General features: G+C 51.5%; 20 protein-coding genes. 16 read left to right on the top strand and 4 right to left on the bottom strand.

The genetic code is table 11. From position 1 onward, the window contains the following. Positions 1-37: 37 nt before the first annotated feature. The 13 genes from AZF00_RS10330 to AZF00_RS10270 all read left to right on the top strand — a co-directional run bounded on the left by AZF00_RS10330 (position 38) and on the right by AZF00_RS10270 (position 16,445). Positions 38-1,675 (top strand): hypothetical protein, encoded by a 1,638-nt coding sequence (locus tag AZF00_RS10330; protein ID WP_008249734.1) that lies wholly within the window; start codon positions 38-40, stop codon positions 1,673-1,675. A 120-nt stretch (positions 1,676-1,795) separates the two neighbouring features. Next, positions 1,796-2,734, top strand: coding sequence for a recombination-associated protein RdgC (rdgC, locus tag AZF00_RS10325; RefSeq protein WP_008249736.1), 939 nt, complete (start codon positions 1,796-1,798; stop codon positions 2,732-2,734). A gap of 262 nt (positions 2,735-2,996) precedes the next feature. Then, entirely contained in the window at positions 2,997-4,142 is a 1,146-nt protein-coding gene (locus tag AZF00_RS10320) for an acyl-CoA dehydrogenase family protein (RefSeq protein WP_008249738.1), read from the top strand. Between the two features lie 39 nt (positions 4,143-4,181). Next, a complete protein-coding gene (locus AZF00_RS10315; RefSeq protein ID WP_008249740.1) occupies positions 4,182-4,955 on the top strand; it encodes an SDR family NAD(P)-dependent oxidoreductase in 774 nt (257 codons plus the stop codon). Between the two features lie 64 nt (positions 4,956-5,019). After that, positions 5,020-5,802: an enoyl-CoA hydratase/isomerase family protein gene (locus AZF00_RS10310; protein WP_008249742.1), complete on the top strand. Its 783-nt coding sequence runs from the start codon at positions 5,020-5,022 to the stop codon at positions 5,800-5,802. 45 nt (positions 5,803-5,847) lie between these two features. After that, positions 5,848-6,612 carry a crotonase/enoyl-CoA hydratase family protein gene (locus AZF00_RS10305; protein ID WP_008249744.1) on the top strand — a complete coding sequence of 255 codons (765 nt, stop codon included), beginning with the start codon at positions 5,848-5,850 and terminating at the stop codon, positions 6,610-6,612. 30 nt (positions 6,613-6,642) lie between these two features. Further along, the gene (locus AZF00_RS10300; protein WP_008249746.1) at positions 6,643-7,884 is read left to right on the top strand and encodes an acetyl-CoA C-acetyltransferase; all 1,242 of its coding nucleotides are present in this window, start codon (positions 6,643-6,645) and stop codon (positions 7,882-7,884) included. A gap of 264 nt (positions 7,885-8,148) precedes the next feature. Beyond that, positions 8,149-9,456, top strand: a complete 1,308-nt coding sequence (locus tag AZF00_RS10295) for a homoserine dehydrogenase (RefSeq protein WP_008249748.1) — start codon at positions 8,149-8,151, stop codon at positions 9,454-9,456. A 113-nt stretch (positions 9,457-9,569) separates the two neighbouring features. After that, the gene (gene thrC / locus AZF00_RS10290; protein ID WP_008249750.1) at positions 9,570-10,967 is read left to right on the top strand and encodes a threonine synthase; all 1,398 of its coding nucleotides are present in this window, start codon (positions 9,570-9,572) and stop codon (positions 10,965-10,967) included. A 16-nt stretch (positions 10,968-10,983) separates the two neighbouring features. Continuing rightward, positions 10,984-12,711 (top strand): single-stranded-DNA-specific exonuclease RecJ, encoded by a 1,728-nt coding sequence (gene recJ / locus AZF00_RS10285; RefSeq protein ID WP_050985203.1) that lies wholly within the window; start codon positions 10,984-10,986, stop codon positions 12,709-12,711. 104 nt (positions 12,712-12,815) lie between these two features. Continuing rightward, a protein-coding gene (gene prfB / locus AZF00_RS10280) for a peptide chain release factor 2 (RefSeq protein ID WP_143829386.1) occupies positions 12,816-13,914 on the top strand; the annotation gives its coding sequence in 2 pieces (ribosomal slippage) (positions 12,816-12,890 and positions 12,892-13,914; 1,098 coding nt in all). A 160-nt stretch (positions 13,915-14,074) separates the two neighbouring features. Further along, complete coding sequence (lysS, locus tag AZF00_RS10275) at positions 14,075-15,571, top strand: lysine--tRNA ligase (protein WP_008249755.1); 1,497 nt, start codon at positions 14,075-14,077, stop codon at positions 15,569-15,571. A 220-nt stretch (positions 15,572-15,791) separates the two neighbouring features. Beyond that, the gene (locus AZF00_RS10270) at positions 15,792-16,445 is read left to right on the top strand and encodes a Crp/Fnr family transcriptional regulator (RefSeq protein WP_008249757.1); all 654 of its coding nucleotides are present in this window, start codon (positions 15,792-15,794) and stop codon (positions 16,443-16,445) included. Positions 16,446-16,578: 133 nt separating this feature from the next. Here the strand turns inward: AZF00_RS10270 and istB are convergent, their stop codons facing one another. The 3 genes from istB to AZF00_RS10255 form a co-directional block, all read right to left on the bottom strand. After that, positions 16,579-17,337 (bottom strand): IS21-like element helper ATPase IstB, encoded by a 759-nt coding sequence (istB, locus tag AZF00_RS10265; RefSeq protein WP_008246814.1) that lies wholly within the window; start codon positions 17,335-17,337, stop codon positions 16,579-16,581. A 41-nt stretch (positions 17,338-17,378) separates the two neighbouring features. After that, positions 17,379-18,923 (bottom strand): IS21 family transposase, encoded by a 1,545-nt coding sequence (istA, locus tag AZF00_RS10260; RefSeq protein ID WP_040802637.1) that lies wholly within the window; start codon positions 18,921-18,923, stop codon positions 17,379-17,381. A gap of 271 nt (positions 18,924-19,194) precedes the next feature. Further along, positions 19,195-20,442, bottom strand: coding sequence for an OmpP1/FadL family transporter (locus tag AZF00_RS10255; RefSeq protein WP_062383707.1), 1,248 nt, complete (start codon positions 20,440-20,442; stop codon positions 19,195-19,197). Positions 20,443-20,630: 188 nt separating this feature from the next. Between AZF00_RS10255 and AZF00_RS10250 the strand changes: the two genes are divergently transcribed. Next, positions 20,631-21,224, top strand: coding sequence for a TetR family transcriptional regulator (locus AZF00_RS10250; RefSeq protein WP_008249762.1), 594 nt, complete (start codon positions 20,631-20,633; stop codon positions 21,222-21,224). A gap of 3 nt (positions 21,225-21,227) precedes the next feature. Here the strand turns inward: AZF00_RS10250 and xseA are convergent, their stop codons facing one another. Next, entirely contained in the window at positions 21,228-22,571 is a 1,344-nt protein-coding gene (xseA, locus tag AZF00_RS10245) for an exodeoxyribonuclease VII large subunit (RefSeq protein ID WP_008249764.1), read from the bottom strand. Between the two features lie 110 nt (positions 22,572-22,681). Here xseA and guaB point away from each other — a divergent pair, with 110 nt between their 5' ends. Both guaB and guaA read left to right on the top strand, forming a co-directional pair. After that, positions 22,682-24,148 carry an IMP dehydrogenase gene (gene guaB / locus AZF00_RS10240; protein ID WP_008249766.1) on the top strand — a complete coding sequence of 489 codons (1,467 nt, stop codon included), beginning with the start codon at positions 22,682-22,684 and terminating at the stop codon, positions 24,146-24,148. A 103-nt stretch (positions 24,149-24,251) separates the two neighbouring features. Next, positions 24,252-25,835 carry a glutamine-hydrolyzing GMP synthase gene (gene guaA, locus AZF00_RS10235; protein WP_008249768.1) on the top strand — a complete coding sequence of 528 codons (1,584 nt, stop codon included), beginning with the start codon at positions 24,252-24,254 and terminating at the stop codon, positions 25,833-25,835. Positions 25,836-25,879 lie beyond the last annotated feature (44 nt).

Here is a 25,879-nt window from a genome sequence, read left to right as displayed (position 1 = left end):
GACTATTCAGGCGCACTTTTGGGTGATGGGGACGTAAATGATTAAGCAACTCAGCAGCATTCTATGGGGATGTCTGCTCGTGTTTGGTATAAGTGGCTGCGCGCATCATGCCGAACAGCGCCGTTTTAGTGCCGAAGGCCAGCCCTCACCGGTTTTTAGTGGTGAATATCGCGGTGGCTTATTTAGGCAAGGTACGGTGACCTACGGAGATAAGCTTAATACAGTTTTTAGTGGGAAATTTAACGAGGCGGGCTTTCCGCTGCGGGGCGAGCTCCGGCAGTCCTACCAAGACGGCCAAGGAGGGCGGCTGCAGCTGCTACTAACGGGCGATTTTAGTTTAGACCCTGAAGAGAATGAGCTCAGATTTGCCGGTGGTTTCGTCATACTTGATGCCGAGCAGCGTATATTGGCAAGCGCTGAGGACAGTCAGTGGGCGGCCGCTTATGGCGAGCTTCACCCCTTTCAGGCGCCGCAGCGTATGACGATGGCGGGCGAAAACACCTATACCCAATATCGTCGAGACATCAGTCCAGCCGGGGTAGGCCATGCTTTTGTGAAGATTCGTCGCCCTTTATCCGGTCCGTTTGAAGTTGATCTTCGCTATCAAGCTGGATTGCCTAGGGGCATAGTGAAAATATCGACGACCAGCAGCGAGGGCAGGCAGTATGTTGTTGAGCGCCAGTATTTTAATTTTCAAATAGCAGGGGAGCCGGTTCATTATTTTTATTACGAGCCGGGTAGTTTTACCGAGGTCGATATCTTGGGTGACTGCAAAATAATGCCTAATTTAACTGCGCCGCAAGCGCTGTTGAGCGTCTATGCCTACGATTGTGATAAGGCGGTGTTTTATGCCTTGAGCGAGGATTTTCCGGCGTCGGTATTGGCGATTGCCGCCGCGGACTTAGATAATAGTGGCGCCTTTCACCGCTTTACGCTGTATCACCACGGCGAGGTTAGTCAAGTTGAGATTAGTGTCGATGCTCTGTACGAAGGCCAGTGGCTTCGGCACGGTGATGTAAGCCAGCTGCATTATGGCGACCTGCGGTTTTATGCGCGTTATCTGCTTGGCACACCGATTGGTATTGGTATTCAGGTTGATGATGAGGGGCCAAAATACATACGTTTTGGCGAGTTGGGGGCTGAGGCTGAGATACTCCCGAGCGCAGAGCTGTATGACCGCATCAACGGTCGCTATGAATGGCAAGTGACACGCTTGAATAAGCATTTTTCGGCAGTTTTGGGCAGCAGTATTTTGTCGGCAGACGCGCTTGCGACGCTAAAAGAGGCGTTGTTAGCAGATTTAAGTGAAAACAAGGCCATTGCCCAGGATGGCCAAGTACCAGGTTTGAGTGAGTTATGGCAGAGCTGGCAGCGCCAAAGTCGGGCGCGGATTATCACGTGGCAGCGCCATAGTGCTGGAGGCCAAGAGAAAACGCCGGCGTCAATGCAGTTAAAATTGAAAGCAGACATCGATAAGTGGTTGGCGCAAAGCCAAAAGCTCCTCCTTGACGAGGCGGAGCGGCGCTGTGAGCTGAATGGTCAGAGTTTCAATAATGATGTTTGGCAGTGCGAAAATCGTCCTGATGCTCGCCTTGCCGCCGTTTGCGTAAGCTATTTAAGTAAATCCGCCTGCGCCAAGATGGCAGGGGAGTTTGCGGCGAGCGCGGCGCAGTAGCCGGTGACAGTGCTGGGCATAAATTTGCCATTAATTTTGTGTTCTTGGTTTTTCCCTTGTCATAAAGCACTACAATGACGGCGAACATTTTCTTTTATCGTTACACAGGCAATGCGATACATGTGGTTTAAAAATCTTCTTATATACCGTTTTACCAAGCCATTTACCCTCACCGCAGATGAGGTGGATCAAAAATTAGGCGAAATGGCCTTTTCACCCTGTAATAGTCAAGATCCTTCTAGTTACGGCTGGACCATGCCGCTGGGCAGTCAGGGTAGCCAATATGTGCACAGTGCCAACGGCTATATTATGGTCTGCGCCAAAAAGCAGGAAAAAATTCTCCCCGCGGCGGTCATTAATGAAGTGTTGGCTGACAAGCTAGAAGAAATTAAATCTCAGGAAGACCGCAGGCCCGGACGCAAAGAACGCACAGACCTAAAAGAAGAAATTATTTTTTCTCTGCTGCCCCGCGCATTTACACGCTCGAATCGTGTGTTTGCCTATATTGCGCCCCAAGAGGGTTTGTTGATTGTGGATGCGGGCTCGCACAATAAGGCTGAAGAGTTAATGGTTTTATTGCGCGAATCGCTGGGCAGCCTGCCGGTTATTCCGATTAAGGCAAAAAATGTTGCTCAGCACGCCATGACCGAGTGGTTGACCAATGGCAGCGCACCCAAGGGCTTTGAGCTGGGTGGCGAATGTGAATTACGCGACAAGGCCGACGACAGCGCAGTGATTCGTTGCAAAAATCAAAACCTTTGCTCCACCGAGATTAATAATCACATTCAAGCGGGTATGTTTGTTAATAAATTGGCATTGCATTGGGTAGGGGATATCGATTTTATTGTTGACGACCAGTTGACGATCAAACGTTTGAGCTTTGGCGACCTTGTCCAAGAAAAAATAGGCGAAACCAATGCCGATAGCGCCGCCGAACAGTTCGATGTGGATTTCAACATCATGACCGGCGAATTTGCTAAATTCATTCCGGCGGTATTAGACGCCTTTGGTGGTGAAGACACCGCCGAGCAAGATCCTGTTATTTCAAGTGCAGCATAAGTAGTAGCCCGGCGGGCTGGCGTAGCCAGTTCCCGCCACCTCTTCTCCCTCCGTACGCCTTGGTTTTTATACGCATAGATGTGCAGGCCTTGTCGCCTCAGTGTAAGAAAATGTCATTTTTTTTGTTCTCTAGTGACATGTCCCCTTGGCCTGCTATGGCACAGAATGAGCCGCACATTTTTAGGGTGTCTATCATCTCTACCGACTTGCGGGCAGAGCTTCTCGATACGCTTTAATTAAATGCTTATTCGCAGGGATTACTATGCAAAGAGATTGTTTTACTGAAGAGCAGAATCAATTCCGCGACGCATACCGGCGCTTCTTGGATAAGGAAGTTGCGCCTTTTCGGGATGCGTGGCGCAAGGCGGGTATTGTTCCCCGTGAGATATTTAAAAAAATGGGTGAGCAGGGCTATTTGCTGACTTGGGCTGCAGAGGAGTTTGGCGGTCTCGATATCAATGATTTTCGCTATCAACAAATCATGATTGAAGAAGATGGCCTTTATGGCGAAGCTGGGCTTTTTCACACGCTCCATAGCCGTTTGGTTGCCCCGTATTTAAAACATTTTGGTAATCCTGAGCAGCAACAGCGCTTTATTCCTGCCTGCGTTAGCGGTGATTGTATTCTCGCTATTGCGATGACCGAACCTGACGCTGGCAGTGATTTGGCTGGCATGAAGTCGCGCGCTGAGGATAAAGGCGACCATTGGGTGCTAAATGGCTCTAAAGTCTATATTTCCAACGGCATTCTGGCCGACCTGGTAATCGTGGCGGCCAAGACCAATCCAGAAAAACCCCGCGAAATGACCTTGTTTCTGGTCGAGGCAGGCATGGACGGCTTTGAGCGCGGCCGCAATTTAGACAAATTGGGCTTGAAAGCGCAGGATACGGCTGAGCTGTTTTTCACCGACGTTAAAATACCCAAAGCAAACGTATTAGGTGAGGTGGGGCGGGGTATGCACCACTTGATGCAGGGCTTGGCAGAAGAGCGCTTGATTACGGCCTGTATCTCACTGGCCGCCGCACAGAGTGCCTTCGAGTTAACCAAGGTATTTGTGGAAGACCGCAAAGCGTTTGGGAAGTCGCTGTCGGAACAGCAGAATACCCGCTTTAAAATGGCCGCCATGCGCACTGAGCTCGATGTTGCCCAGGCGTTTGTTGATCAGTGCGTAAGCCAGCATAACGATGGCCGCTTAACGGCAGACTCGGCATCTAAGGCTAAACTATACTGCTCAGAGGTAGAAGGGCGGATGGTCGATGAAGGTGTTCAATTACATGGTGGCGCCGGTTATATGCAAGAATATGAAATTTGTAATCTTTACGCTAATGCGCGTATTAGTCGCATTTTGGCGGGAACGTCTGAAATCATGAAAGAAATTATAGCGCGCTCAATTTTTGAAAAGCGCTGATTCCTAACCTTACACACTCACAACAGTAGGAGAAAACTCATGGACATTAACGGTAAAGTTGCAATTGTTACTGGTGGCGCATCAGGCTTAGGTGAAGCCACTGTGCGCGCCTACGTGGCTAAAGGCGGCAAGGTCGCTATTTTTGATATGAACGCAGATCGCGGCGCCGCCATTGTTGCTGAATTGGGCGCCGATAATGTGAGCTTTCATAATGTGAACGTCTCTGATGAAGAGTCCGTGAGTACAGCAATTGCTGAAGTCATGGCCAAGTTTGGCGCAATTCATATCTGTAATAACTATGCGGGTATTGGCAATGCGGTGAAAACCCTGGGTAAAAATGGGCCATTTCCACTCGACGCCTATAAACACGTCATCAATGTTAATTTGATTGGTACTTTTAACGTCGCGCGCTTGGCTGCCGAGCAAATGGCTAAAAACGAGCCATATGACGGTGCAAATGCGCGCGGTGTCATTATAAATACAGCGTCGGTGGCTGCTTACGAGGGGCAAGTCGGTCAGTTGGCTTATAGCGCCTCTAAAGGTGGTGTTGTTGCTATGACCTTGCCAATGGCGCGCGACTTGGCCTCATACGGCATTCGTGTGAACACCATTGTTCCTGGCTTGATCCACACGCCCTTGTTTGAAACTCTGCCAGAAGAAGCTTACAAGTCCTTGGAAAATAGCGTGGTAAATCCTCGGCGTCTTGGTCGTCCAGCTGAAATTGCCCACCTGTCAGTGATGATCGCTGAAAACGAATACATGAACGGTGAATCTATTCGCTTGGATGGCGCAATTCGTATGCAGCCTCGTTAAGTATTAGGTTAGGTGTGACCCCGTGTGCCACGGGGTTTTGATAGCGAAAAAGGACAAGCAGGCAATGAGTGATAAGCCAGTGGTAGATCTTGCAGTAGATGGCCATGTTGCCACTATTTATCTTAATAGGCCGGATTCGCTGAATGCATTTAATCGGCAGATGCGTACTGAGTTGCTTGCCAGTTTCACCCAAGTTGCCGCCATGCCTACAATTCGGGTTGTGGTTTTGGCGGCGAGGGGGCGGGGCTTCTCATCGGGTGCGGATCTGACCGAGGGTCTTGTGCCGGGGCAAACTGTAGAACGCCAAATACTGGACGAGTACGGGCCAATTTTGCGTTTGATTGAGACCATGGACCAAACAGTTATTGCCGCAATTCCCGGCGTTATGGCGGGTATCGGCGCGGCTATCGCCATGCATTGCGACTTGTCCGTGATGGCGAATAATGCCGGTATGGTAATGGCGTTTAGCAATGTTGGTTTGGTGCCGGATGGTGGCGCTAGCTGGAATTTGCTGCGTCGTTTGGGTTATCAACGCAGCTTTCAGTTGCTTGCAGAAGGCGGCAAACTCGACGCAGCTGGCTGCCTTGAAGTGGGCTTAGTGACTAAGTTAGCCGATGCCGATAAAGTGTTGGAAACAGCGCAAGAGTGGGCAGGGCTGCTCGCCGTGCGTGCACCAATTGCCTTGCGCGAAACTAAATCACTGCTTCGTAATGCGGCTACGCAGTCATTTAACGAAACGGTGGCTGGAGAAGCCAAGGCGCAAAATGTGTGCTTGGCCAGCGAGGATTCCGCCGAAGCAATTGCCGCGTTCATGGCAAAACGTAGTCCTGTTTTTAATGGGCGCTAAGCGCTCTCAGTGAAATCTAACATTTATTCTCCTGGAGGCTTTTCAATGAGCGATGAAGTATTAGTAAGCGTCGAAGATGGCGTAATGGTTGTCACAATTAATCGTCCTAAAGCGAAAAATGCCGTTAACCTCGCCGTTGCCAAAGGCATTGCTGCGGCAATGGAAGAACTCGACAGCAACGACGCAATTCGCGCTGCAATCATTACTGGCGCCGATAACACCTTTTGTGCCGGTATGGATTTAAAAGCGTTTGTGACCGGTGAAATGCCGGTTGTAGAAGGTCGTGGATTTGCGGGTTTGTGTGAGCAAGGGCCTAAGAAGCCGCTCATCGCTGCCGTTGAAGGTTTTGCATTGGCTGGCGGTTTTGAAATTGCCATTAGCTGTGACCTTGTTGTTGTTGCAGATAACGCCAAGTTTGGTATTCCCGAAGCTAAGCGCGGTTTGGCCGCAGCCGCTGGCGGCTTGATGCGCTTACCGCGTCAAATTCCATCGCGCATTGCGATGGAAATGGCGCTCACTGGCGATTTTATTACTGCCCAGCGCGCCTATGAATTAGGTTTGGTTAATAAGGTAGTGGAAGCCGGTAGCGCCCTTGAAGGTGCTAAAGCGTTTGCACGCACAATTGCGGCTAACGGTCCAATGGCGGTTATAGCGAGCAAGCAGGTTGTGATCGACTCCCAGGATTGGCAGCAGGACGAGATGTTTCCTAAGCAAGCTGAAATTGTTAATCCGGTATTTAGCAGTAAAGATGCAATCGAAGGCGCCACGGCCTTCGCTGAAAAGCGCGCACCCAACTGGAAAGGTTGCTAATTGCCCGCAGGGGCTAAATGAGGTCATAAAATGAAAGAAGCATGGATAATTGACGCCTGCCGCACCCCTCGCGGCATTGGTAAAGTGGGTAAGGGCTCATTAGCTGGCATTCATCCCCAGCAATTAGGCGCTACCGTTTTGAAGGCGATTGCTGAGCGCAATAATCTAAACACGGCCGATGTTGACGATATCATTTGGGGCACTAGCGCCCAGCGCGGTACTCAGAGTGGTGACTTAGGTCGTATGGCGGCACTCGATGCGGGCTACGACGTTCGTTCAAGCGCTGTAACACTAGACCGCTTCTGCGGTTCCGGCATCACCGTTGTCAACTTAGCCGCAGCCAGCATCATGTCGGGCATGGAAGACGTGGTCATTGCGGGTGGCACCGAAATGATGTCTACCTACGGCGAGAATAGCCAGGGCATGTCACCGTTTATGGATGCCGGTAATACTCGTTTGCGAGAAAGTCATCCCCAGCCGCATCAAGGTGTGTGTGGTGATGCTATTGCGACGCTGGAAGGCATTAGCCGTGAAGACTTGGATAAATTAGCGTTTACCAGTCAGCAGCGCGCCGCCCACGCAATCGCTAACGGTCACTTCGATAAAAGCCTCGTGCCGGTTTATCGCGAAGACGGCACACTGGCCTTGGATAAAGAAGAATTTCCCCGTCCAAGCACTACCTTAGAAGGTTTAGCACAGCTTAAGCCTGCTTTTGCGGAGCTTGCTTACTATCCCTTAGATGAAGCGGGCACCACCTACGCTGGACTTGTAAACAAGGTCTACCCAGATCTAAAAATTAGCCACGTTCACCACGGTGGTAACTCTTCAGGTGTGGTTGACGGCGCAGCGGCACTATTGCTGACCTCGCCAGAATACGCCAAAGCGCACGGTTTAAAGCCTCGCGCTAAAATCGTGGCCATGGCCAATATGGGCGACTCGCCAACCTTAATGCTTAACGCACCCGTGCCTGCAACCCTAAAAGTACTGAAAAAAGCCGGTTTGACTATCGACGATATCGACTTGTTTGAAATCAATGAAGCCTTTGCCGTGGTTGCCGAGAAGTATATTCGCGATCTGAAGCTGGATCGTGACAAGGTCAACGTCAACGGTGGCGCAATGGCCTTAGGTCACCCCATTGGTGCAACGGGCGCGATTTTGATCGGCACTTTATTGGATGAATTGGAGCGTCGCGGCCTTAAGCGTGGTCTGGTGACTATGTGCGCTGCCGGCGGTATGGCTCCAGCGATTATCATTGAGCGTATTGACGGCTAAATTTACGCGATCTAAGTTCTTTGAGTTTAGAGGCCGCAGATGCGGCCTTTTTTGTTTTTGTCCGGCGAGAAAGCGGTATTGCCGTATTAAAAGGGCATTGCACGAGAATAAAACGCCCTGAATCCCCCCAGACCATAGCCTTAGCGGCCCAGCTTGACTAAAATGCACTCCTTTCGGCTTGGAATGTAACAGTTTCCGTGCCAGTCCCAGTATTGTCGGGTTTTCAGCGCCCGAGATATTGCCTGATGTTTTTAAGGAGCAATAGTGGATTCGGTCAAAGTAGGAATATGTGGTTTAGGAACCGTGGGCAGCGGTACGTTTGCGGTATTGAAGCGCAATGCAGCAGAAATTTCTGCTCGGGTTGGCGCCGACATCGTGGTGGCGCAAATCGGTTCGCGTCGCGACAACCCCAAGTGCGACACCGGTGACGTGGCGATTAATCGCGACGTGTTCGCCGTGGCTGAAAACCCCGAAATCGATATTCTGGTGGAGTTGATTGGCGGCACCACTGTGGCCAAAGAACTCGTCTTAAAAGCGATTGCTAATGGCAAACACGTGGTCACCGCGAATAAGGCACTGATCGCTGAACATGGCAATGAGATTTTCGCAGCAGCAACAGAAAAGGGCGTGACCGTGGCCTTTGAAGCTGCCGTCGCTGGTGGTATCCCCATTATTAAGGCGCTGCGTGAAGGCTTGGCGGGCAATAAAATCCAGTGGCTAGCCGGGATCATCAACGGTACTGGTAACTTTATCCTTTCTGAAATGCGTGAGAAGGGCCGTGACTTTGCGGATGTGTTGGCAGAGGCGCAGGAGCTGGGCTATGCCGAAGCGGATCCCACGTTTGACGTAGAAGGCATCGACGCCGCGCATAAGCTGGTGATCCTTGCCTCTTTAGCCTTTGGTATTCCATTGCAGTTCGACAAGGTCTTCACCGAAGGCATTAGCCGTATTGCTCAAGAAGACGTGATCTATGCTGAAGAGCTTGGCTATCGCATCAAACACTTGGGTATCGCCCGTGACACGAGCGAAGGCATTGAGCTGCGGGTTCATCCGACCTTAATCCCTGAAAAGCGTCTGATCGCCAATGTAAACGGCGTAATGAACGCAGTATTGGTGCAGTCCGACGCAGTTGGCCCTAGCCTGTATTACGGCGCTGGCGCCGGTGGCGAACCGACCGCTTCTGCGGTGGTCGCGGACATTATCGACGTGGCGCGCACCTTAAGCTCTTCGCAAAACAGCCGCGTACCGTACTTGTCGTTCAAAACTGAATCACTGAGCGCTCACCCGATTCTGCCCATCGACGCCGTAGAAACCGCTTACTATCTGCGCATGGCGGCAGTAGATAAGCCCGGTGTATTGTCTAAAGTTGCGCAGATCCTCAGCGACGGCGGCATCAGTATTGAAGCTCTGATTCAGAAAGAACCCGCCGACGGCGCGAACTTGGTGCCGATGATTATCCTGACCAACCGCACCATTGAAGCCAAACTATCGGCTGCAGTAAGCCAGATCGAAGGCTTGGAAAGCATTGTGGGTGAAGTGACTCGGATAAGAGTGGAGTCATTGGCGGGTTAAGGCCGCTTTACGCGGCACGGGAGACGGGAAACGCCAGTGCGGCTTTTGCGTCTCCCGTCTCCCATCAAGCGTTTAACTACTATAATTTAACGAACATTGAGAGCTAAAAGCACGTGAAATACATCAGCACCCGCGGCAAAGCGCCCGCCCTGAATTTTGAAGACGTTCTGCTCACTGGCCTCGCGCCGGACGGCGGTTTGTATGTGCCCGAGTCTTTGCCCAAGTACAGCAAAGCGCAGATTGCGTCGTGGGCGTCTTTGTCGTATACCGATTTGGCGTTTCAAATTATTCAGCCCTTTATCGGCGGTTGCATTCCCGATGACGATTTAAAAGCGATCATTGACGATACCTATGTGGATTTTCGTCATCCTGCGATTGCGCCGCTGGTGCAGTTAGATCGCAACGAGTGGGTGTTGGAATTATTCCAAGGACCGACCTTGGCCTTTAAAGATTTTGCTCTGCAAATGTTGGGTCGCTTGCTCGATTACGTGCTTGAGCGTCGTCAGCAGAAAGTTGTCATCATGGGTGCGACCTCGGGCGATACTGGCTCGGCTGCGATCCAAGGCTGCAAGCGTTGCAGCAATATCGATATTTTTATTCTGCACCCTTATCAGCGGGTATCAGAAGTGCAGCGCCGCCAGATGACTACCGTGGTGGGCGAGAACATCCACAATATCGCGGTGCGCGGTCACTTCGATCACTGCCAAGCCATGGTTAAGGCCAGCTTTGCCGATCAGAGCTTCTTACCTGAAGGTCGCCAACTCGTTGCAGTTAACTCGATTAACTGGGCGCGGATTATGGCCCAGATCGTTTACTATTTTTATGCGGCTTACGCCGTTGGTGCGCCAGAGCGTTCGGTGAGTTTCTCGGTGCCCACCGGTAATTTCGGCGATATCTACGCCGGTTATTTGGCAAAGTGCATGGGTCTGCCAATTGAGCAGTTGGTGGTAGCGACGAACCAGAATGATATTCTGCATCGCTTTATTAGTGGCAATAAGTTCGAGAAACACGAGCTGCAGCACACCTTGTCGCCGAGCATGGACATTGTGGTATCGAGCAATTTCGAGCGGATGTTGTTCGACTGCTACGATCGTGATGGCGCTGCCATCGATGATTTAATGACCAAGATGAATACCGAGACCGTTTCGATTCCTGATGCGGCGTTTGCTAAAGTACGTGGTCTGTTCGATAGCTACGGCGTTAACGACGAAGAAACCGTGGCTATGATCGCCTCGGTTTATGAAAACAATGAGTATCTGCTCGACCCTCACTCAGCGATTGGTGTTAAGGCCGCCCGCGAATGCCGTCGTGATACCGCTACGCCAATGATCACCTTGGCCACCGCGCATCCAGCTAAATTCCCCGAAGCGGTGATGAAGGCGGGCTACCCCATAGCGCCAGCGCTACCCCATCACATGAGCGATCTCTTCGATTTGGACGAGCGCTATGAGGTCGTCGACAATAAGTTGGAAGACGTGCACGCAATGATTGCCGCGAATATTCGCGCATGAACTGTTCCTCGATTACGTGAGCGATTTTCCCAAGATAATCCTTCGTGAACCCGCCGCCGCAGAATTTTCTGCGGCAGTGCCGACCCTTCTGCAAAGACTCTACGCCAGCCGTGGCTTGTCTCGCGATGCTGATCTGGAATCTGGCTTAGAGCATTTACCCAAGCCAGAAATGAAAGGCATGAGTGATGCTTGCGCCTTGCTCGCCAACGCCTTAGAGAAGCAGCATCGTCTGTTAATTGTGGGTGATTTTGACTGCGACGGCGCCACTAGCACCAGTCTTGCAGTCTTGGGTTTAAGGGCCTTGGGCGCGGCGGATGTCGATTATTTAGTGCCCAACCGCTTTGAATACGGCTATGGCCTTACCCCGGAAATTGTCGCGGTAGCGGCGGAGCGCCAGCCAGATTTAATTATTACCGTGGATAACGGCATTTCCAGTATCGACGGCGTTGCCGCTGCGGCAAAGCTGGGCATTCCGGTGCTGGTAACCGATCACCACTTGCCCGGTGATTCGCTGCCTCAAGCCGCCGCGATTGTGAATCCCAATCAGCACGGCTGCCCCTTTGCTGGTAAATCATTGGCTGGGGTAGGGGTGATGTTCTATGTGTTGCTGGCATTGCGTAGTGAATTGCAGCAGCGGGGCTGGTTTAGCGCCGAAAGGGCAAAGCCTAACTTGGCCGAATTTCTTGATTTGGTGGCCCTTGGCACTGTGGCCGATGTGGTGCCGCTGGAGCAGCTAAACCGCATTCTTGTTGAGCAGGGTTTGCGCCGTATTCGCGCGGGTCGCTGTCGGCCTGGTATTCAGGCCTTATTGCGGGTTGCGGGTAAAGAGTCGGGGCGTTTGGTCGCCTCAGACATGGGCTTTGCGATTGGCCCGCGCTTAAACGCGGCGGGTCGCCTAGATGATATGAGTTTGGGTATTCGCTGCTTGCTTACTGAAGATGCCGATACCGCGCTGTGTTTGGCTGCCGAGCTAGACGACTTAAACCGCGAGCGTCGCTCGATAGAGCAAAGCATGAAAGACGACGCGATGCGGGTGCTAGCGCATTTGCAGCTAGACCCCACAGCGGTGCCAAACGGGATATGTCTTTACGATCCCACATGGCACCAAGGCGTAGTGGGTATTCTTGCTTCACGTATTAAAGACCGTTACCACCGGCCAGTCATCGCCTTTGCCGACGCGGATGGAGATGAAATAAAAGGCTCGGCGCGTTCGATTCCCGGTCTCCATATGCGCGATGCGCTGGATTTAATCGCCAAGCGCCATCCGGGCTTGCTCAATAAATTTGGTGGCCACGCCATGGCGGCGGGCATGAGTTTGGCCAAGGCAGATTACAGTCGTTTTGCTGAGGCCTTTGACGCCATTGTGGCGGAGCTAACTAGCCCAGAGCAATTAACTGCTGCGGTGTATAGCGACGGTGAATTGACTGCCGAGGATTTGTCTTTAGAGCGGGCTGAATTGCTGCGCGGCGCCGGCCCTTGGGGGCAGAACTTCCCTGAGCCGCTGTTTCACGGCCGTTTTCGGTTAGTGCAGCAGCGTATTGTCGGCGCGCGGCATCTGAAAATGGTCTTGGCGCCAGAGCAGGGCGGTGAACAAATTTTTGATGCCATCGCCTTTAATATTGATACCGACGTGTGGCCTAGTCCCGATACGGAATACGTCGAGCTAGTGTATAAGCTCGACAGCAATCTGTTTCGCGAGCGCCTGTCTTTGCAGCTTATGGTCGAACATCTGCGCCCGTTGTGAGCTCCTTAATCGCCCCTTGTGAGTAATTGCCCCCACGATGCTTTGCGGGAGCTGGCTCATCAGGTAAAATGCCGCCCTTTCCACGTGATACCGGATAATCTTCAATGTTAGAAGTCAATGCCATACGTCAGTCCCTTAAAAGCATGAGCGAAAGAACCGACGTGCTTCGGGGGTATCTTTGACTACGCTAACAAGAAAGAGCGTTTATTTGAGGTAGAGCTAGAACTGGGCGACCCGAAAGTATGGGACGACGCTAAGCGCGCCCAAGAGCTGGGGCGCGAGCGCGCCGCGCTAGAAGCGGTAGTGGCGACCATCGATGAATTAGACAGCGGCGTGTCCGATTGCAAAGAACTTTTGGACATGGCGGTTGAAGAGGGTGACGAAGACACCATCAGCGGTATGCAGGTCGATGTCGACCGCTTGGAAGCTTCCCTCGGCGCCCTTGAATTCCGACGCATGTTCTCTGGCGAGATGGACCCAAACAATTGCTATCTGGATATTCAGTCTGGCTCTGGCGGCACCGAGGCGCAGGACTGGGCCAATATGGTCTTGCGCATGTATTTGCGCTGGGCAGAAGCCAAGGGCTTCAAAGCTGAATTGGTGGAACTGTCAGACGGTGAAGTGGCAGGTATTAAAAGCGCGACCATTCATATCCAGGGCGAATACGCCTTTGGTTGGCTGCGCACCGAGACGGGAGTGCACCGCCTAGTACGGAAATCGCCCTTCGACTCAGGCAATCGCCGCCACACCTCGTTCTGTTCGGTCTTTATATCGCCAGAGATTGACGACGATATCGAAATTGATATCAACCCATCAGACGTGCGCACCGACACCTATCGGGCCAGCGGCGCCGGTGGTCAGCACATTAACAAAACCGACTCGGCGGTGCGCTTAACTCACGTGCCGACGAATATTGTGGTGCAGTGCCAAAACCAGCGCTCGCAACATCAGAACCGCGACAGCGCGTGGAAAATGCTAAAAGCAAAACTCTACGAACTGGAAATGCAAAAGCGCAATAGCGCCGCGCAGGAGCTGGAAGACAGCAAATCGGATATCGGCTGGGGCAGCCAAATTCGCTCCTACGTATTAGATGATCAGCGCATTAAAGATTTGCGTACCAATGTGCAGACCAGCAATTGCAATGCGGTGTTAGATGGCGATTTAGATCAGTTTATTGAAGCAAGTTTGAAGTTCGGCCTGTAAAGGCCGGTCGGGTGTCGGAAGTCTGACGTCTGACGAGTAGTTCGCACAAGTGTTAAGTATGGCGCTGAGATCGGCGCCTAGTTTTTAAATACAAATAAGCAGCGCGCTGCTTTTAATACGTCCGACGTCAAACCTCCGACGCCCGACCCAGGAACTTAAAATGTCTGAGAATCACAACGAAGTAGAACAGGCCCAGGAAGAGAATCGCTTAATCGCCGAGCGTCGCGCCAAGCTGAGCGCGATTCGCGAAAAACGCAATGCCTTCCCTAATCACTTCCGTCGTGAAGACTATGCCCAGCGCCTGCAAGATGAGTTGTCTGAGAAGGGTAAAGAAGAGCTTGAGGTCTTAGATCGCAAGGCCAGTATCGCTGGTCGTATTATGGCTAAGCGTGGGCCCTTTATGGTGCTTCAGGACATGACCGGTCGTATTCAGGTCTATGTGGATAAAAAGCTCCTGCCAGCTGAGCTGATTACCGAAATTAAAACCTGGGATATTGGCGATATTATTTCGGCGACCGGCCCCGTGCATAAATCCGGTAAGGGCGACCTTTATGTAAATATGCATGAGACTTCGCTACTGACCAAATCTTTGCGGCCCTTGCCAGATAAATTCCATGGTCTAACGGATCAAGAAACACGCTATCGCCAGCGTTATGTCGATTTGATCATGAACGAAACCTCGCGCCGTACCTTCGCGATTCGCTCAAAAATGATCAGCTCTATCCGCAATTTCTTGCAGCAAAAAGACTTTGTCGAAGTTGAAACCCCAATGATGCAGGTCATTCCTGGCGGGGCCAGCGCACGTCCCTTTGTGACGCACCACAATGCCCTGAGCATGGATATGTATTTACGTATCGCGCCTGAGTTATACCTGAAACGTTTGGTTGTTGGTGGTATTGAGCGGGTGTTTGAAATTAACCGTAACTTCCGCAACGAAGGGCTTTCTACTCGGCACAATCCAGAATTCACCATGATTGAATTCTACCAAGCCTATGCCGATTACAAAGACATGATGGACTTGACCGAAGCCATGCTGCGCAATACCGCGCAGGAAGTTTTGGGCACCACGGTTATTAACTACCAAGGCAGCGAATACGATTTCGGTAAGCCATTTACCCGCTTGTCAGTGTTTGATTCTGTGCTGCAATACAACCCTGAGATCACTGCTGAACAGCTCAGTGATATGGCCCAGGCCACTGCGATTGCCGAAAAACTTGGTGTTAAAGTTAAAGATACTTGGGGCCTGGGTAAAATCCAGATTGAAATTTTTGAAGAGACCGTTGAGCACAAGCTTGATCAGCCGACCTTCATCACCGAATACCCCACCGAAGTTTCGCCACTGGCGCGCCGCAGCGACGGCAACCCCTTTGTGACTGACCGCTTTGAATTCTTTGTCGGCGGCCGCGAGCTGGCTAACGGCTTCTCGGAGCTTAATGACCCAGAAGATCAGGCTGAGCGCTTTATGGCGCAAGTTGCCGAGAAAGACGGCGGCGACGACGAAGCCATGCACTACGACGCCGACTACATCGCTGCGCTGGAATACGGCCTACCACCAACAGCGGGTGAGGGGATCGGTATCGACCGCCTGGTGATGCTGTTCACCGACTCGCCCTCGATTCGCGATGTGTTGTTGTTTCCGCATATGCGGCCTGAGTGACGGGAGATGCTTGATGGGAGACGGGAGACGCTAAGAAAAGACGCCGCAACGAGTGCCTGCGTTAGCAGGTATTCAAGTGAGCGCAGCGAATGCCCCGGCGTCTCCCATCTCCCGTCCAGCATAAAGCTTCTCACCTCCAGCGTAAAACCCGCCTAGACAGCCACTTACGCAACTATGCTATAGTGACCTCCACGTTTTATCGTCCTTGGGGAATGTGGTAATGAGTATCGAAAACGTCGATTTATTTGACGGCCTGATGCCGGAAGAAATTCAAATTTTACGCGACACCAGTGTGTTGCGAGACTTCGCCAAAAACACGGTTTTGATTCACGAGGGCGACGTTGCAGATTCCCTTTATGTTGTGGAGTCGGGCCGGGTTAAAGTGTATTGCAGCGATAAAAGCGGCAAAGATTTCGTGCTTAATATTCTTGAAGATGGCGACTACTTTGGCGAACTGGCGCTGTTGGATGACGACAAGCGCTCAGCTTCAGTGCGTGCTATGGAAACCACCAAGGTACGTATTGTTTATAAAGAAGATTTCAAAGCGATATTGGATATGCACCCCAATATTACCCGTATCCTCAATAAAAACTTAACTCGTCGTATTCGCAAGCTGACCAATGACGTCAAAAGCTTGGCCTTACAGGATGTCTATGGCCGCGTGGTTAAAGTGTTGACGAATCTGGCCCAGCCCGCGGGTGATGACGGCAGTATGCGGATTGATGAAAAGCTTACTCAACAAGAAATTGCTGATCGGGTAGGGTCGTCACGTGAAATGGTGGCGCGAATTCTAAAAGACCTGACGATCGGTGAATATATCGATGTTGAAGGCCGTCATATTGTGATTAAGCGCAAACTTCCCGAAAGCTATTAAACGCCCAGCAACATCGCTAATTTTAGCGGTGTTGCATCATTAGTAGTGGCGTGTGCGTATTCCGCTGAACCTGATCAGTCGTACCGCTTGAACGTGATCACTTAATTCACCTCATGCATCATGTGCCGTCTTTTTACTTTAAGTGATCATCTTCAGTCAATGTAGTCATCAGTTTTCGCATGGATTCCCCCTTCAAATTGATCTTGTGAGCGTTGTGTAAAAGCCGATCCAAGATGGCGTCAGCCAACGTTGGATCATTGATAAAGTCATGCCAGTTTTCCACCGGAAGCTGGCTCGTTACTATCGTTGTTTTTTTGTTGTGCCGATCCTCCATGATTTCCAGCAAGTCGTTCTTTTGCACTTGCGTCAGCGGCTCTAAACCCCAGTCGTCAATGATCAGTACGTCTGCTTTGGCGATTTGCGCGAGGAGCTTGAGATAGCTGCCATCACCGTGGGCGATGGTAAGCTGCTCAAACAGCCGAGAGGCACGGAAGTACCGAGTGGGATGACCCTGTACGCAAGCATGGTGGCCGAGAGCGCAGGCAAGATAGGTTTTGCCGCAGCCCGTCGGGCCGGTCATCACTAAGTTATGCCCTTTGCTAATCCAATGATTGCTTTGCAGAGCGGCAACGGTGCTTGGTTTAAGTCCGCGCGGATGGCTGTAGTCAACGTCCGCCAATCTTGCCATTTCTTTAAGGCGTGCAGCGCTGAGTAAGCGCTGCAATCGTTTGTCGTTCCGGTAGGTGATTTCCTGCTCAATGGCTAAGCCGATACGCTCTGCAAAGCCAAGCTCGTCGTAGGTGTTGGGCTGGCGGAACTGCGCTTCCAGTGCGTCCGCTAAGCCAGTGAGTCGAAGTTGCCGGAGTTGTTGTACGCTTTGTATTTCTAGCATGTGCTTTCCTTGGGTTGGGTGGTTTGGTTGATGATGCTTGTTTAGTGGTAGTAATTGGCGCCACGGACATTGCGATGAGACTCACTTGCCTGCGCTTGCGGTTCTAGCGGCAGGGCCAGTTGATCCATATTGCTCTGCAGGATCGATTTGATATTGCTTAGGCGTAGGGCTTTGATGTGTTGTGCACGTAAGCAAGCCGCCTCTAGGCGTGCCGGTGTGTATTGTTTGGCGAGATTCAGTAACCCTAAGCAGGCGCGATACGCCTGCTCTGGTACCTGCTTTCGTTGCAGGAACAGCTCAACCATCGCGTGTGTTTCGGGGCCTATCGTTCCCGCCCACGAGAGCAGTCGCTTCGGCGTCCACTGCTGATGCCGCTGGTGTGCTTCAGGCATGTGCTGCGTATTGGTGGTAAACCCACCTTGACGCTGGCTACGTGCATGACGTGCGACCTGCTGATCCTTAAAGAAGATAGCAACACCGTCGCGGCTGGCTTGGATCTCCACTTGCGTCTTAACCAGATGATGAGGAACGGAGTAATAGTGCTTGTCGAACTCGACGTGGTAATCAATATTGACCCGTGCCAGCTTGAACTCGAGGTATTCATAGCGCGTCGCTGGCAGTGGTTTAAGCGCCGGTTTGTCCAGCATCTCAAACTGGCTTAAGCGGCAACCCGGAAGCTTTTTGAAGGGCCGTTGATTGAGGTCTTCCAGTAAGCCCTTAATTGCAAGGTTAAGTTCCGCCAGCGTAAAGAAGGTCTGGTGGCGTAACTTCGCTAATATCCACCGCTGCACAATCAGCACCGCGTTTTCGGCCTTCGCCTTGTCTTTTGGTTTGAGCGGTCGCGCAGGAATGATCGCGGTTCGATAGTGTGAGGCCATATGTTGATAACTGGCATTGATGGTTGGTTCGTAACGGCAAGGTTTGCTCACTGCGCTGCGGAGCTGATCAGGCACAATGATCTCCGGCACGCCGCCAAAGAACTCGAAGGCCTTGACGTGGGCATCAATCCAATCCGCTTTGCGTTGCGTCCAGCTGGCGGTGGCAAAGGTGTAATTGCTGGCACCGAGCGTCGCGACAAAGATTTCAGCGTTGCGGATCTCGCCGGTATCTGGGTTAACAATCGGCACTGTCGCGCCACTGTAATCCACAAATAGTTTTTCACCGGCGAGGTGGATCTGCCGCATAGAGCGTTTTTGTTGGGCGCGCCATTCGCGGTAATACCCGCAATACTGCGAGTACTGATAGCCCGCATCCCCATAAGCCTGTTTGTATTCCTCCCACAGCAGCTGTTTGGTGACGCTTTTGCGCTTTAGCTCCAGATGTATGGCGGCGCAATCAGGCATAACGCGGCCATGTCGCGCACTCAGCTGGGGTGAAGGAAACAGCAGTTGCTCAAGATCGTTATCTGACAGCTCGGCGGGCAGGGGCCAGCAAAGCCCCAGCGCAGAGGCGCGTTTGCCGTAGGTTGATACGGTGCCCACGCCAATGCCCAGGCTGCGCGCTATCTGGCGATGACTTAGCTTTGCCTCAAGTTTAAGGCGGAGAATTTCTTTGATATGTCGCATTGCTAATCTCGTGTTTGGCATCGTCATCCCGGCGCAAAAGCGGCAAGGATAACGTGCAGTACAGGATGAATTTCAATGCATGAGGTGGTGTGGAAATTGATGGTGATCAGTCATTGCGACAACGTGAACACCCGTTGCGATAAGTCCCGTAAAGTGATCATTTTAAATCGCAATGAGTGATCACGTTCGTTCGCAACAGGTGATCACGTTGGATCGCAGGCGGTGATCAGGTTGGGTCGGAATACGCAGCGTGCAGCAACGTGCGAGTACGCCTTACGAATGTTGAAAGCGCCTACCATTTATAGCTCACGCCGATCGCGACAGAATAAGTGCTAAAAGTCTCTTGTGCCACTCTGCCTAAGGGTAGTTGAGTGTTTGTATATTGGCGATTGAGTTTGGTTACATAGTTCGCGATCAATGAGGTTTTCCAGTGTTGGTCTAATTCATGGTTTAATCCAGCACTAAGGTGCCACTTCGCGATAAGATTGTTTAACGGTGATTCATTGCCATGTTTAATAACATTGCCAACGTGGTTCACACCGGCTAAAAACTGAGTTCTATCATTTATTTGGTACTTGCTGCCGACAGAACTTGAGAATTGATCTTGCCCGCCAAAATCAGAATTTATTATTATTTTGTCTGGTGCGCCATTGGTCTGTGCTCCAGATAACTGGGTGGTAACTTTGCCAAGGGCTTTGCTCCAGCGATACCAATTAAGGTCGGCGCCCAAACTAAGCTTAGGGGTGATCTTCCAAGCAAGACCAATACCTAATTCACTGGGCAATGATAGCCCGTCAATTTTGGCAGAGGTGTATTTAACTCGGCCTAGGCCCATCGCTTCAAAGTTTACCACTGCATTCCCGTCTTTTAGCACTAGCTCAGTGTCGGAGCCGTAGGCCATGCCTAGGGTGAGTCGGTCGTTGATGTCGTACTGTAAGCCGGTGCGCCAAGCATAGCTGACGCCGCTCATGTTTTTAATGTCGAGACCGGGGAAACCGCTGCTCGCATCCGAGGTATTTGGAAATATCTCTTGCTCTGCTTCGGAGTAATTTATTGAGCCACTAAAGCCGAGGCGAAATTTGTCGCTGATATTCCAGGCGACGGCGGGTGCAAGCCGAAATACCCCAAATAAAGCGGTGAGATCGTCGCTATTTCCAAACGCGGTGTTGAGATTTTTGTATTCGTAGCCGACTCCGCCCTGGGCAAATAGTCCTAAGCCGATAGTAATGCCTGGGTGGTTTGCAAGTGGCTTAGACCACGCACCGCTGACAAGCAGAGCACGATCATTACGAGAGCGCTCGTCGTTGCCCAGTGAGTCTGCATGGCGAATGCCGTTCATCGCAAAGCCCTCAATAACAGTGCTAAATTGGGCAGATTTTGGTTTTGCGATGCCTGCAGTATTGTTGTTGATACTCAGTGGATCGCTGGAAAAAGCCATATCTGTGCCGGCCATTGCATTGGAATCGGCACCAAAGCCAAGTGGCAGAACACCTATTCCGGCCCAGCTTTGAGTGGCTAAGCTTGCGGCAAGTAAGGCCATAACGCGACAGCGTATATTGTGTGTAATGTAGCTTTTCAGTGGTGCGTGCAAGGGAATTCCTTCTTTTTATAATGTACCGATTGGTATGTTTTTGGATAATATACCGGATGGTATGTTGCTGCAATGATTTACCTGCGTAATTAGCTTGGGTATAAAGGCTGTGCAAATAATGAATTAGAGATAGTGAGATGGCAGCAGGTGAGGTGGGTGGCAAGCGCGAACGAACGCGGGCAATGATATTGCTGTGCAGTGCGCAGCAGTTTGCAAAGCATGGTTATAACGGCGTGAGTATGGATTTGTTGGCAAAAGCAGCAAAGCTTACGAAGGGCGCTTTGTATGATCATTTTAAGGGTAAAGATGATGTTTACGTGCAAAGCACGTCTACGTATTTAGAGACCGCGCTAAAAAAAATAAAGCCGGTGCATGGCGAGGAGGCGGCTAGTGCTGAAGAGGCCTTGTTTTCCTATCTGGGGAAATTCCTCGATATAATCCACAGCGATTTAGTCTTGCGGCGCTTAATGCTGCGCTTGGTGACGGAGTCGACGAGTAGCACGGTTCAAGAAATTGCGCGCAAAGCGCTTGCTGAGCCGTTTCATTATACGGTTGATTTATTATCGACCTACCGCCCAGAGATTGACGCCCAAGAATGCGTTTATTCCTTTTACTGCAATGCAATATTACGGGAAGACCTAACAAGTATTATGGGCGTGCTAAGCCCAAATATAACAGCGCAAACTAGTCCCCATACCTTGTTAAGCCATTTTCGTAAAACACTGGCTTAAGCGCTATTTGCTAACGGTAAGCGTCGCTGCACCTTTGGCTAGTTTCGCGTTTAGCTGATCACCACTTTTCAGGGCGTCGGCGTCGCGGACGATGGCCCCATTTTGATCGCTAATAATGGCGTAGCCTCGATTCAAGGTTTGTTCGGGGCCCAGGGCCCTGAGCTGTTGCTCCATGTTTTTTAAGGCAATTCGTGGCTGTTGCAGTCGCAGCTTTATGGCGTGTTGCATTCTGTCGCGCAGGCCGCTGAGTTCTTTATGTTTAGCTTTTAGCTGGCGTTCTGGGTTGAGCAGGGCTAGCTGCTGATTGGCAGCGTTGAGGCGCTGCTGGCGGCGGCGCTGGCTTTGCTGCCACTGGCGTTGCAAACGCAGCTCTAAATCATCTAGGCGCTGGCTTTGCTCGCGGAGCTGGCTGCGCGGATCGCGAACGCGGCGGCTTAAAGACAGCAGTTGCTCTTGCCAGCGTCGCAGCCGCAATTGCTGGGCTTTGGCGAGTCGGCCCTTGAGTAAATGAAGCTTAGATACTAGCTCAGCTTGGTCTGGGCTGAGCAGCTCGGCGGCTGCAGATGGCGTGGCGGCGCGGATATCGGCAACAAAGTCGCTAATGCTAAAATCGACTTCGTGGCCCACGGCGCTAATTACTGGGAGTTCAGAGTCGTGAATGGCGGCCGCGACAATATGTTCGTTAAACGGCCATAAATCTTCTAATGAGCCGCCGCCGCGGGAAACCAGAATCACGTCAAAGTCTAGCTGTTTAGTGCGCGCCCAGTGGTTAGCTTGGGCAATGGCATTGGCTATTTGCCCTGCAGCATTATTCCCCTGTACCAGCACCGGCAATACGCTGATCTGCATGGCGGGCCAGCGGCGTTTAAACACCGATAGAATATCGTGAATAGCCGCGCCAGTTGGGGAGGTCACTACCGCAACGTGTTTGATGGTGGCCGGTAGCGGCTTTTTGTGTTCGGGGTCGAACCAGCCTGCGGCCAGCAGTTCTTGCTTGAGCTTTTCAAAGGCCAAGGCCAGCGCGCCAGCGCCAGCTTGCTGCATACTGTCGACAATGAGTTGATAGTCACCGCGGCCTTCATATAGGCTGACTTTGCCGCGCACGCTGACTTGCTGGCCGGGCTCGGGGTTAAAATTAACCCGCATATTCTTACCCTTAAAGAAGGCGCAGCGAATTTGAGCGCGGTCGTCTTTTAGGGTGAAATACCAGTGGCCGGAGCTGGGGCGTGACAAGGTCGACAGTTCGCCGGTCACGTTGACCTGGGCAAAGCAGTCTTCGAGTAATTGTTTAGCCAAACCGTTTAATTGGCTGACAGAGAGAGTTTGTGGCGGTTCTTGTGTAGTCATGGCGCTATTGTAGCAAGATATAGTGGGTAGTTCGCCAAGAATCGGTTTACTAAGAGGGCTGTATCGCTTAAAATTGCGAGGATTCTAGCCACCGGCATTGGAATCTATTTATGCTACGTATTGCCCAAGAAGCACTCACCTTTGATGACGTTCTTCTGCTCCCAGGTTACTCCGAGGTTACCGCTAAAGACGTTAGCCTAAAAACTCAGCTGACCCGTAATATCTCACTGAATATTCCCCTTGTGTCCGCCGCAATGGATACCGTCACTGAAAGCGCGCTGGCCATTGCCCTCGCTCAGGAAGGCGGCATCGGCATTATTCACAAGAGCATGACCATTGCTCAGCAAGCTCAAGAAGTGCGCGCGGTTAAAAAGCACGAGAGCGGTATTGTTAAAGATCCAATCACCATTGAAGCGAGTGCACCACTTAGCGAGTTGTTTGAGCTACGTCGTCGCCACAAAATCTCCGGTGTTCCAGTACTGGATAAAGGCGAGCTAGTCGGTATTGTTACTAGCCGCGATGTACGCTTTCAAGAAGAATTAAACGTTCCTGTTTCTAGCATGATGACCCCGAAAGAAAAGCTGGTCACAGTTAAAGAGGGCGTGGATATGGTGGTAGCCAGAGAGCTACTGCACCGTCACCGCATTGAAAAAGTCTTAGTGGTCAATGACGATTTTAAATTGACTGGCATGATCACGGTTAAAGACATGAACAACGCCCAGACTTACCCTCATGCCTGTAAAGACAGTCAGGGCCAGTTGCGGGTTGGTGCATCGGTTGGCACTAGTGCAGATACCGATGATCGCGTTGCCGCATTGGTTGCCGCTGGAGTAGATGTATTGGTGGTTGACACTGCGCACGGTCATTCCATGAATGTATTAAATCGCGTGCGCTGGATTAAAGAGAACTACCCTCAGGTTGACGTGATCGGCGGCAATATTGCGACTGGCGCAGCGGCTTTGGCGCTACTCGAAGCTGGCGCCGACGCGGTTAAGGTCGGTATTGGTCCTGGTTCCATATGTACTACGCGTATTGTAACTGGCGTGGGTGTTCCGCAAATTAGCGCTATTGCTAATGTTGCTGCCGCCCTTAAAGGCACCGGCGTACCGCTCATCGCCGATGGCGGTATTCGCTTTTCTGGTGATTTGTCTAAGGCCGTTGTTGCCGGTGCAAACTGCATTATGATGGGCTCGATGTTCGCTGGCACCGAAGAGGCACCAGGTGAGGTCGAGCTATTCCAAGGCCGTACCTACAAATCCTATCGCGGTATGGGTTCGTTGGGTGCTATGACTAAAACCCAGGGTTCTAGCGATCGCTATTTCCAAAGTGCTGATGACGGTGCGGAGAAGCTCGTACCCGAGGGCATTGAAGGCCGTGTTGCCTACAAAGGCCCGCTGGCCGCGATTGTCCACCAGTTAATGGGCGGCTTGCGCTCAGCAATGGGTTATACCGGCAGCCTCGACATTGAAGCCATGCGTAACAATCCAGAGTTTGTAAGGGTGACCTCGGCGGGTATGAATGAAAGCCATGTGCACGACGTGAGCATCACCAAAGAAGCGCCTAATTACCCCACCTAGGGGCAGTGGTCGTTATTTTTTTAATTAACAAACCCGCTACCGCAGCGGGTTTGCTGTTTTATTTATGTTCACATTTGCCGTGAACCTTGTTGAGAGAATTGCCGTGTCAATCCCAGATATCCACGCCCACCGTATTTTGATTCTAGATTTTGGCTCTCAGTACACCCAGCTGATTGCGCGGCGTATTCGTGAAATTGGCGTGTACTGCGAAATTCGCGCCTTTGATATCAGCGATGACGATATTAAGGAATTCAAACCCTCAGGCTTTATCTTGGCGGGTGGGCCAGAGTCGGTAACGGAAGCAGGTTCGCCACGAGCGCCACAATTGGTGTTCGAATTGGGTGTGCCGGTATTGGGTATTTGCTACGGCATGCAGACCATGGCAGAGCAAATGGGCGGCAAGGTAGAAGGCTCGCCAGTTCATGAATTTGGCTACGCGCAGATCAAACTGGAAACCGCTGGCGCACTAACCGCAGACATTGCTGACCATATCGACAGTAAAGACGGCAAGACGTTACTTGATGTGTGGATGAGCCATGGCGACAAGGTTATTCGCCTGCCAGAAGGGTTTGAGGTTTTGGCCTCTACGCCATCGTGCCCAATTGCGGCAATGCAGTGCGAGGCCAAGAAGTTCTATGGTGTGCAGTTTCACCCCGAAGTGACTCACACGTTACAAGGTCAGCGCATATTCGAACATTTTGTACTGAAACTGTGTGGCTGCGAAGCACTGTGGACACCCGCCAATATTGTTGAAGACGCCATTGCCAAGGTGCGCGCCCAAGTCGGCGATCAAAAAGTATTGCTGGGTCTTTCCGGCGGCGTAGACAGTTCAGTAGTGGCAGCCTTATTGCACAAGGCCATTGGCACCCAGCTTACTTGCGTGTTTGTTGATAACGGCCTGCTTCGTAAAAACGAAGGCGATCAGGTGATGGAAATGTTCGCCAAAAACATGGGCGTGAAAGTGATTCGTGTTGACGCCGAAGAAGCGTTTCTAAGCAAGCTGGCCGGCGAAGCCGACCCCGAGAAAAAACGCAAATCTATCGGCAATACCTTTATCGAAATTTTCGATCAAGAAGCCACCACCCTCAAGGATGTTAACTTCCTTGCGCAGGGCACAATTTACCCCGACGTGATTGAATCTGCCGCCTCAAAAACCGGCAAAGCCCACGTCATAAAATCGCACCATAATGTTGGCGGCCTGCCAGACGATATGGCGATGGACTTGGTAGAACCACTGCGTGAACTCTTTAAAGACGAAGTGCGCCGCATTGGTTTAGAGCTAGGCCTGCCTTACGATATGGTCTATCGCCATCCTTTCCCTGGTCCAGGTTTGGGTGTGCGGATTTTAGGCGAAGTGAAAAAAGAATATGCCGATATTCTTCGCGAAGCCGACGCCATCTTCTTAGAAGAGCTGCACCGCGCCGACTGGTACCACAAAACCAGCCAAGCCTTTGCCGTGTTCCTGCCGGTGAAATCGGTTGGTGTAGTAGGGGATGCGCGCCGCTATGAATACGTTATTGCATTGCGCGCTGTAGAGACTATCGACTTCATGACCGCGCGCTGGGCGCACCTGCCTTACGAGCTGCTAGAGACAGTTTCAAATCGTATTATCAACGAGATAAAGCAAGTTTCACGCGTAGCCTACGATGTCAGCAGCAAGCCGCCAGCCACCATTGAGTGGGAGTGACGCAATATCATAACCCATTGAAATATAACAATAAAATAACTTCC

The organism is Zhongshania aliphaticivorans (assembly GCF_001586255.1).
GTDB classification, from domain to species: domain Bacteria; phylum Pseudomonadota; class Gammaproteobacteria; order Pseudomonadales; family Spongiibacteraceae; genus Spongiibacter; species Spongiibacter aliphaticivorans.
This window is presented reverse-complemented; position numbering and strand designations above follow the sequence as displayed.